The organism is Pseudogracilibacillus sp. ICA-222130 (assembly GCF_037892545.1).
In the GTDB taxonomy this organism is placed as follows: domain Bacteria; phylum Bacillota; class Bacilli; order Bacillales; family Amphibacillaceae; genus Pseudogracilibacillus.
On sequence record NZ_JBBKBG010000052.1, the window covers coordinates 1 to 9,956 of the forward strand.

The 9,956-nt window shown below is 34.8% G+C and carries 8 protein-coding genes; 5 read left to right on the forward strand and 3 right to left on the reverse strand.

Annotated features, from left to right (window positions below; translation table 11 throughout):
- Positions 1-831: 831 nt before the first annotated feature.
- Together WKT09_RS13185 and WKT09_RS13190 are read right to left on the reverse strand one after the other, a co-directional pair.
- A complete protein-coding gene (locus tag WKT09_RS13185; protein WP_340416473.1) occupies positions 832-1,707 on the reverse strand; it encodes a nuclease-related domain-containing protein in 876 nt (291 codons plus the stop codon).
- 216 nt (positions 1,708-1,923) lie between these two features.
- The gene (locus WKT09_RS13190) at positions 1,924-3,417 is read right to left on the reverse strand and encodes a catalase (RefSeq protein ID WP_340416474.1); all 1,494 of its coding nucleotides are present in this window, start codon (positions 3,415-3,417) and stop codon (positions 1,924-1,926) included.
- 953 nt (positions 3,418-4,370) lie between these two features.
- Here WKT09_RS13190 and WKT09_RS13195 point away from each other — a divergent pair.
- The 3 genes from WKT09_RS13195 to WKT09_RS13205 all read left to right on the forward strand — a co-directional run bounded on the left by WKT09_RS13195 (position 4,371) and on the right by WKT09_RS13205 (position 6,370).
- The gene (locus WKT09_RS13195) at positions 4,371-5,177 is read left to right on the forward strand and encodes a DUF368 domain-containing protein (RefSeq protein WP_340416475.1); all 807 of its coding nucleotides are present in this window, start codon (positions 4,371-4,373) and stop codon (positions 5,175-5,177) included.
- 132 nt (positions 5,178-5,309) lie between these two features.
- Positions 5,310-5,648, forward strand: coding sequence for a YppG family protein (locus WKT09_RS13200; protein WP_340416476.1), 339 nt, complete (start codon positions 5,310-5,312; stop codon positions 5,646-5,648).
- Between the two features lie 29 nt (positions 5,649-5,677).
- The gene (locus WKT09_RS13205) at positions 5,678-6,370 is read left to right on the forward strand and encodes an alpha/beta hydrolase (RefSeq protein ID WP_340416477.1); all 693 of its coding nucleotides are present in this window, start codon (positions 5,678-5,680) and stop codon (positions 6,368-6,370) included.
- A 31-nt stretch (positions 6,371-6,401) separates the two neighbouring features.
- On the opposite strand, the gene WKT09_RS13210 is transcribed toward WKT09_RS13205, so the two are convergent.
- Entirely contained in the window at positions 6,402-7,325 is a 924-nt protein-coding gene (locus tag WKT09_RS13210) for a DMT family transporter (protein WP_340416478.1), read from the reverse strand.
- Between the two features lie 365 nt (positions 7,326-7,690).
- Between WKT09_RS13210 and WKT09_RS13215 the strand changes: the two genes are divergently transcribed.
- Positions 7,691-9,184, forward strand: a complete 1,494-nt coding sequence (locus tag WKT09_RS13215; protein WP_340416479.1) for a DEAD/DEAH box helicase — start codon at positions 7,691-7,693, stop codon at positions 9,182-9,184.
- A gap of 263 nt (positions 9,185-9,447) precedes the next feature.
- Positions 9,448-9,897, forward strand: coding sequence for a GNAT family N-acetyltransferase (locus WKT09_RS13220; protein ID WP_340416480.1), 450 nt, complete (start codon positions 9,448-9,450; stop codon positions 9,895-9,897).
- Positions 9,898-9,956: the final 59 nt, after the last annotated feature.

The following is a 9,956-nucleotide window of genomic DNA, read 5'->3' on the forward strand; positions in this document are numbered from 1 at the left end:
CTGAATTTTGTTTATCGCATCTGATTTCGCGTTCGTTGCATCTGAAATTTGTTTATCGCATCTGTTTTTGCGTTTGTTGCATCTGAATTTTGTTTATTGCATCTGATTTTGTGTACGTTGCATCTGAAATTTTTTTATTGCATCTGATTTTGTGCTTGTTGCATCTGAATTTTGTTTATTGCATCTGATTTCGCATTTGTTGCATCTAAAATTTTTTTATTGCATCTGATTTCGTGTTTGTTGCATCTGAAATTTTTTTATTGCATCTAATTTCGCCTTCGTTGCATCTGAAATTTGTTTATTGCATCTGTTTTTGCATTTGTTGCATCTAAAATTATTTTATTGCATCTGATTTTGTGCTTGTTGCATCTGAATTTTGTTTATTGCATCTGATTTCGCCTTCGTTGCATCTGAAATTTTTTTATCGCATCTGATTTCGTGTTTGTTGCATCTGAATTTTATTTATCGCATCTGATTTCGCATTTGTTGCATCTAAAATTATTTTATTGCATCTGATTTCGCATTTGTTGCATCTAAAATTTTTTTATTGCATCTGTTTTCGCGTTTGTTGCATCTAAAATTTTTTTATTGCATCTGTTTTCGCGGTTGTTGCATCTAATTTTTTTTATTGCATCTGTTTTCGCGTTTGTTGCATCTAAAATTTTTTTATTGCATCTGATTTCGAGTTATTGCATCTAAAATTTGTTTATCGCATCCGTTTTCGCATTTGTTGCATCTGAATTTTATTTATTGCATCTGATTTCGCATTTATTGCATCCGAATTCTATTTATCGCATCTGTTTTCTCTGCTCTGCGTCGTTACATCTATTTTTACTTGTACCAACGTTTATGTTGTCGATTATAAGTTAAATTACTTCGCTGCAATATTTTTGTGATTGTAACCCGACTCGGCACACGTAAAAACCATCTCGCCTCTTTATTAGAAATGCTCGGACCGAATAAAATAAAAAATTCCTCTAAAGAACGTTTATATGCAAATCGGTCTACATGATGACAATGTTGGCAAATCCACTTACCTTTTACATAAACGGTATCAAGGCGATAACACTTATGACAAATAACGCCTGGTTGAACATCGCGAATGTCTATTTTGAATTTCTTAAAATAATCAATTTTTAAATCTTTATAGGACCGCATCATTTGTGTGACAATGTTATTTTTTAACGTAGGATTTCCGTTAGGATAGCGCTCTTCCAATGCTTCATTCTGTCGCTTAACATAAAATGGAATATTTTCTGCGAAAGTCACGTGTTTGGCGATATGGTCTTCATCGCCGATTACTTTGATCATCGTTGTTGAATCAGCAATGGAAACGAAATAATAAATGGGAAATCCTTCTAATGACCGTTCCTGTAACCATTGCATCATTAAAAACTTATTTGATTCGAGTTGGGTTAAAGGGTATTTCATATTTCGTTCTTTGTTTTTATGCTTTTGAGTCAGTTGTTCCAATTGCGTGTTAAAAATGGCTTCACCATCGATGCTTTTTGAATCGATTAAATATATCGCATGATTGGAAACGATGCAGGCATCTATTTGAAAAGTGATGTCTCTTAACTCAAACGAAATATCATTCAAGACACGATAAATTGTTGATGGGAGCATGCGTAAATGATAATCTAATTTTCGCTCACCATTTAATCCTTTCTGCGCTTTTGCAGCTTGAATTTTTAAAGGTTCATACATGGAGTGAGTAGCATTAATTCTTGGAACAAGTGCGTTTAAAAAACGTAAAGTGTAAGGTATGTTTCGTTGCTTAATAATGTTTTTTACCCCCCTATGTAATTTTATACATATTATAGATAGGGTAAAACATAAAGTAAATATGATTTGATAAATTTAAAAAACACTTACAAAATGCATCCGAAAATGCAATTTTGTAAGTGTTTTGATCAGTAAAATTTAGTTTTCTTCTAAAGCTTTCATTACTTTATCCATGTCGATGCCTGCTGCTTTGGCAACACCTTCACCGTATGCTGGATCAGCTTTATAACAGTTTGTAATATGGCGAATTTTAATGAATTCCTCTGCGCCATCAAAGTTACGTGCTGTATTTTCGAATAGACGTTGTTTTGCATCATCGTCCATTAAGCGGAATAACTTCCCTGGTTGCTCATAATAGTTATCATCATCTTCGCGGAAGTTCCAATGATCAGCAGCACCGAATAAATCTAAAGGTGGCTCCTTCACATCAGGATTATCTTGCCATTCATCATAACTGTTCGGCTGATAATGTAATGTACTTCCTAAGTTTCCGTCTGTACGCATTTGTCCGTCACGATGGAAACTATGGAATGGACATTGTGGTTTGTTTACCGGGATTTGGTGATGGTTTACACCTAAACGGTAACGCTGTGCATCAGCATATGAGAATAAACGAGCTTGTAACATTTTATCTGGTGAATATCCAATTCCAGGAACGATATTTGCTGGAGAAAATGCGACTTGCTCTACATCAGCAAAATAGTTTTCTGGGTTTCTATTTAACTCAAATTCTCCTACTTCAATTAATGGGAAGTCGCCTTTATACCAAACTTTCGTTAAATCAAACGGATTGTATGGCATGTTTTGTGCTTCTTCCTCTGTCATTACTTGGATGTACAATTTCCATTTTGGATAATCGCCGTTTTCGATAGATTCGTATAAATCGCGTTGATGTGATTCACGATCTTTACCGATTAATTTTTCAGCTTCTTCATCTGTTAAATTATCGATACCTTGTTGTGTTACGAAATGGAATTTTACCCAAACACGCTCATTGTCTGCATTAATCATACTATATGCGTGACTTCCGAAACCGTGCATATGACGATATGATTTAGGAATTCCACGATCACTCATTGTGATAGTTACTTGGTGTAATGCTTCTGGTAAAAGTGACCAGAAGTCCCAGTTGTTGTTCGGCGAACGCATGTTAGTACGTGGATCACGTTTTACTGCGTGGTTTAAATCTGGAAAGTGCATTCCATCTCTAAAGAAGAATACAGGTGTGTTGTTACCAACTAAGTCCCAGTTCCCTTCTTCAGTATAAAATTTTAATGCGAATCCACGAATATCACGCTCAGCATCTGCTGCTCCTCGTTCTCCAGCTACGGTAGAAAAACGTGCGAACATTGGTGTTTCTTTTCCTACTTCAGAGAAAATCTTTGCTTTTGTATATTTTGTAATATCATTTGTTACTTTAAATGTCCCGTGTGCACCAGAACCTTTTGCGTGCATACGGCGTTCAGGAATTACTTCACGATTAAAGTGTGCCTGTTTTTCAAGTAACCAGAAATCTTGTAATAAAATGGGACCACGTGGACCAGCTGTTAAAGAGTTCTCATTATCCGGTACAGGATTACCTGCTGCAGTTGTTAATCTTTTTTTGTTGATGTTTTTGTCATTATTGCTCATTAAAAAGCACCTCCGAGAAAATATTATGTAAATAAAATTTGTTTTACATTGTAATTATTATAATATCATATTTATTATAAAATACAATTACATTGCTCATGCAAAATATTTATAAAATACAATTATACTACTCATAATTAGTCATTACCCGTTTCTTCAATAAATGAAACATAAAATAAGAATCCATGCATACATTATTGATTAGGTAGAAAAATTACCTCGTAAATGAGAATGAGTTAAAAATATTCAAATGAAATATAATTTGGTATGATAGAAGCTGTGTAATAAACAAAAATTAGATGCAATAAATAAAATTCAGTACGAAAATAGATGCAACACGTACGAAAAATAGATGCGATAAGTAAAATTCAGATGCAACAATTGCGAAAACAGATGCAATAAAAAAATTTTAGATGCAACAACTGCGAAATTAGATGCAATAACCAAAATTCAGATGCAACAACTGCGAAAATAGATGCGATAAAAAAATTTCAGATGCAACAACTGCGAAATTAGATGCAATAACCAAAATTCAGATGCAACAACTGCGAAAATAGATGCGATAAAAAAATTTCAGATGCAACAACTGCGAAAATAGATGCGATAAAAAAATTTCAGATGCAACAAGCACGAAAACAGATGCAATAAGCAGATTTCAGATGCAACAACTGCGAAAACAGATGCAATAAACAAAATTCAGATGCAACAACTGCGAAAACAGATGCAATAAAAAATTTTAGATGCAACAAACGCAAAAACAGATGCAATAAAAAAATTTTAGATGCAACACACGCAAAAACAGATGCAATAAAAAAATTTTAGATGCAACAAACGCAAAAACGGATGCAATAAATAAAATTCAGATGCAATAACTGCGAAAACAGATGCGATAACCAAAAATTAGATGCAACAAACATAAATTCAGATGCAATGAAGAAGGAGAATGCAATATCATGGAATGGAAAAATTTATATAGAGGGTTTGCGATGGGGGTTAGTGATGTTGTTCCAGGAGTTAGTGGGGGCACCATTGCGGTTTTATTAGGGTTCTATGACCAATTAATTGCTGCGATCAATAATGTTTTCTCTAAAAAGTGGAAAGAAAGTATACTTTTTTTAATTCCTATTGTGCTTGGAATGGGGGCAGCAATTTATTCGTTAAGCCATTTAATGAAATGGTTATTAGCAAATCATAGTCAGCCAACATACTATTTCTTTGTTGGATTAATTATCGGTGTACTACCATTTTTGTTTCGTGAGTCAGATGCGAAAAATACCTTCCAATGGTATCATTATGCATTAATGTTGATCGGTATTATTCTGATTTTAGCTTTACCAGTAAATCCAACAGAAAGTCCTATCATTACAGATCGATCAATGAGTACATATATTTTATTACTCTTTTCTGGAATGATTGCGAGTGCGGCAATGATTTTACCTGGTATTAGTGGTTCGTTTATTATGTTAGTTATTGGGGTGTACTCGACGATTATGCATGCAGTGAGTGAATTAGAAATCCCAGTCATCATTGTAGTTGGTTCAGGGATCGCAATTGGAATTATTACGATGAGTAAAATTATTCACTACTTTTTAAAACATTATCGTCATGCGACATTTGCTCTCATTATAGGATTAGTAATTGGGTCGATTTTTGTTATATTCCCAGGATTTGCTTCGACGATTTCAAGCTTTATTTTATGTTTAATCGTATTTGTATTAGGTTTATTTACAGCTTATTTATTAGGGAAAGTAGAATATTAAACAAGTTACAATTTTGTAGCTTGTTTTTTTTATTCTTTTCACGCTAAAATAAAGATAGAATCCTCCTTCACGTTTATATATCGTAAACATATATTGTATCAACGTTTATTACGTTTGAAAGAGGTGTTTACGATGGAATACGAATCATATTGGACGCCACATTCTCTTTATTATCACCCCCCATGTCCATATGCAATGCATGCCCCATATTGTGCTTCTTGTCATATGGAGCGACAAGAGTTGAGGAGTGGACGTGAAATACCATTACAAGAAAATACGATTCCAGTTTCAGCAGATGAAATGAATCAACAAATGGAAAGCAAAATGATTCAGCAATTTATGAATGAGGATGGGCAAGTCGATATTCAAAAAATGTTACAAACAGTTGGACAATTTGCAGACACTGTTCAACAAGTATCTCCAGTGATAAAACAATTAAATGATTTAGTTCGCAGTTTTCGTACTACTTAAAATTCATACAAAAAGCTAGGTGATCAACGATGATAGGTTGTTTAATCATTCACGGATATACTGGTGGACCATACGAAGTAGAACCACTAAGAGAATATTTAGTAGAACAAACAGATTGGAACATTGTCGTACCTACGTTAACTGGTCATGGCGAACACTTAGATTTGAAAGATGTCTCTTATGAAGTGTGGCTGGAGGATGCGACAAGGGCACTAGAAGAGTTAAAACAAGCATGTAATAAAGTATATGTTATTGGTTTTTCAATGGGAGGAATGATTGCAGCTTATTTAGCGGCAACAATTGAAGTAGATAAACTAGTTTTACTTGCAACCGCTAGAAAATATTTGTCATTTAAACATTTAAGTCAATATGTGGCAGAAGTAATCGGGGATCGTTTTAAAGGCAAGTTAGAAGAAAATGAAATATATCGTCATTATAAAAGTAAAATTGGCACGGTGCCATTAAGTGCAAATATTGAATTCATGAAATTAGTAAATAAAACGAAAGATTACTTGGAGGAAATTACCACACCCGTGTTTATTGCACAAGGAAAGCAAGATGGAATGGTACCATACCAAGTAGCATATGCCCTAGAGGAAGAGATAGGATCGGAAGACAAGGAAATCGTCTTCTTTGAAGAATCGAGCCATCTAATTTGTCTTGGCCATGATAAAGATGTGCTAAATCAAATGGTGTTAGGCTTTTTAAAAAAAGACACATAAAAAACAGGCTGAAACTATTTCAAGCCTGTTTTTACTTTTTTAATGGGGGACCACCCCGATGGGAAATCGTTACATTTCTTTTAGTTGTCGTACTCATAATAAAAAGGAATAACCCAAAAATAACGACCGTTCCTCCGAGCCATTGACTTGATGTTATTTTTTCGCCTAAAATGAAATAAGCTAAAATCGATGCACCGATTGGTTCGAATACAATTCCCATGGAAATGGTTGAAGTACTTAACCATTTTAAAGCCCAATTAAACAATGAATGTCCTAAGAAAGTTGGAATGATGGCTAAAGCTATAAACCAACCCCAAATGTCCATAGAGTACGGGAAAAACGCATCTCCTTTGATCAGATTGTATAAAAGTAAAGTGATGGAGCTAATTCCATATACTAAGAACGTATACATCATTAGTGATAATCTTCTACGTAATTGTTGCCCTAATAAAAAGTATCCTGTAACAGTGACTGCCCCTAATAATGCCAGGATATCTCCAAATAACGCTAAACCACTTACTTGAAAATCTCCCCAGCCAATAATAAAGCTTCCAATTAACGTAATCAGCATACTTATAACTGCAGCTGGGGCAAACCGTTCTCCAAAGAAAAAATATGTTCCGATGAAAGCGAAGACCGGTTGTAATGTAACTAATACGACGGAACTTGCAACAGATGTATAATTTAATGATTCAAACCAAAGAATAAAATGTAACGCTAAAAAGACACCTGAAAATGTCGCAAGTATCCAATCTTTCTTTTGAATTAATTTCCATTCATCGTTATATTTTAATAAAATGATGGGTAACATTAATACGACAGAAAAAAACAAGCGATAAAAAGCGATGATCCCTGCAGGTGCTCCACTAGCTAATTTCACAAAAATAGCTGACGTAGAAACTGCAATGACCCCTATGATGACTGCTATATATGGATTAAATGGCGGAAATCGCAATGTTCTATACTCCTTTAATATTTCGACTAATTGAGTGTAAGTATAATATATTTTATGGAATTTTGCAGTTAATTTATACAACTATTTTAGAGAAAAGGAAATAAACGGAATAAATAATTGTAACAATCCCCCATTATTGTTCGTTATATGGTATAATTGAAAAGTTGCATTGATACATGAAATGGAATTGGGCATAAATCCATGTGGAGGAAGCCTTTGAATACTTTTAAAGAAATGACATTCAAATAAAAAATAATGAGATGTTTAATAGTTCAAACGGGAATTGCACTGTTGAACATAATTATCATGAGAAAAGGTTTCCTTAAATGTAAACAATTTTACAGAAAAAGGAAGGGTAATAAGTAATGACTAAATTTAGTGAATTACAAGTTTCTGATGTCGTATTAAACGCATTAGAATCAATGGGCTTTGAAGAAGCAACACCAATTCAAGCCGCAACAATCCCACACGCATTACAAGGAAAAGACGTGATTGGGCAAGCACAAACAGGAACAGGAAAGACAGCAGCATTCGGAATCCCGATGATCGAAAATTTCGAAACTGGGAAAAAAGGTGTACAAGGATTAGTTGTCGCACCAACTCGTGAGTTAGCAATTCAAGTTGCAGCCGAGTTAAACCGTTTAGGAAAGAGTAAAGGAATTCGTTCATTAGCAGTATATGGTGGACAACAAATGGACCGTCAAATTAGAGCATTAAAAGATCGTCCTCAAATCGTTGTTGCAACACCAGGGCGTTTATTAGACCACTTAAATCGCCGTACAATTAAATTACACGATATTAAAGTAGCGGTGTTAGATGAAGCAGATGAAATGTTAAACATGGGCTTCATCGATGATATTAAAGATATTTTAAAAGCAATTCCCGAAGAACGCCAAACATTATTGTTCTCAGCGACGATGCCGAAAGAGATTCGCGAAATCGCAACGACATTGATGAATGATCCGACAGAAATTAAAGTGAAAGCGAAAGAAATGACGGTTGAAAATATCGAACAAACATTCATGGAAGTACCTGAGCGTTTTAAATTCGACACATTGACAAACCATTTAGATATTTATTCGCCGAAACTTGCCATTGTATTTACACGTACAAAAAAACGTGTCGATGAGATTACGGATGGTTTACAAGTGCGTGGATTCCGTGCAGAAGGAATTCATGGGGATTTAACACAAGGAAAAAGAATGTCCGTGTTAAATAAATTTAAAAACGAACGAATTGAAATTTTAGTGGCGACAGATGTTGCGGCACGTGGACTTGATATTTCAGGTGTGACACATGTTTACAACTTCGACATTCCACAAGATCCAGAAAGCTATGTACACCGTATTGGGCGTACAGGTCGTGCAGGACGTACGGGTGAGGCAATTTCATTTGTTACACCACGTGAAATGCCACATTTACGTTTAATCGAAGAAGTAACGAAAAGTAAGATGAAACGTATGGTTCCACCGACAAATCAAGAAGCGGCACGTGGAAAACAACAAGCTACAGCAGAAAAATTATTAAAACTAATTGAAAATGAAGATTTACAATCATTCCATCAAACGGCGACGGAATTATTGGAAGATCATGATTCAATTTCTGTTGTATCTGCTGCATTAAAAATGTTAACGAAGGAACGTAAAGATGTACCAGTAACTATTTCATCTGTTCAACCGATTAGCGTGAAAAATACTCGCTCCAAAGGTCCAAAAGGCCGTAAAGGTGGCGGTAAACGTTTTTACGGTAACCGTTCAAAAGGTGGCCGTGGAGATAGTCGTCGTGGCGGCGAGCGACGCGGTGGCGAACGCCGTGGAGGAAAAGGAAACTTTCAAAAACGTCGTAATCGTCAAAAATAAATAATACTTTACAAACCCTCCCCCATTTTTATGGGGGAGGGTTTTTTTAATGGGTAATAGAAAAAATAGTAGTGATGTTCTGTAACGATTTGTTATAATATATAATAGAATAAATCGGATAGATGATTACACGCCTTTATAAGACATAGTTTCAAAGTGTTATTTTTCAATTACTTACATTTTTACATACATTCATTCTAGGGAATGGTAATTATTTTCCGATGTTGATTTTGTTTGATCAATGAATGAATGGAGTGGTAAGGATGAAATTTCGTGAAGCGACGAAGGATGATGTTTATGAGATTGTTCGTTTACTTGCTGATGATGCATTAGGCTCACATCGTGAACGTTTTGAAGATCCACTTCCTGCAGAATATTATGAAGCATTTCATGCAATGGAGAAACAGAATGGGAATCAAATTATTGTTGCTGTGGAAGATGGGAAAATTATCGGTTGTTTGCAATTAATCATTATTCCTGGATTAGCAAGGCTAGGAATGAAACGTGCACAAATTGAAGGAGTACGTGTTGATAGAACGTACCGCGGGAAAAAGATCGGGGAACAATTGTTTAAAGAAGCTATATCGATTGCCAAAACTGAGAAATGTGGTATGGTACAACTTACGACAGACAAACAATGTGAAGATGCACATCGATTTTATGAAAAATTAGGATTTATTTCTACTCATGAAGGAATGAAGTGCATGTTGTAAAAGTTTTTACTTGGTACACGTAGAAATTTTTAAAAAGATACATGATGAAAGAGGCGGTT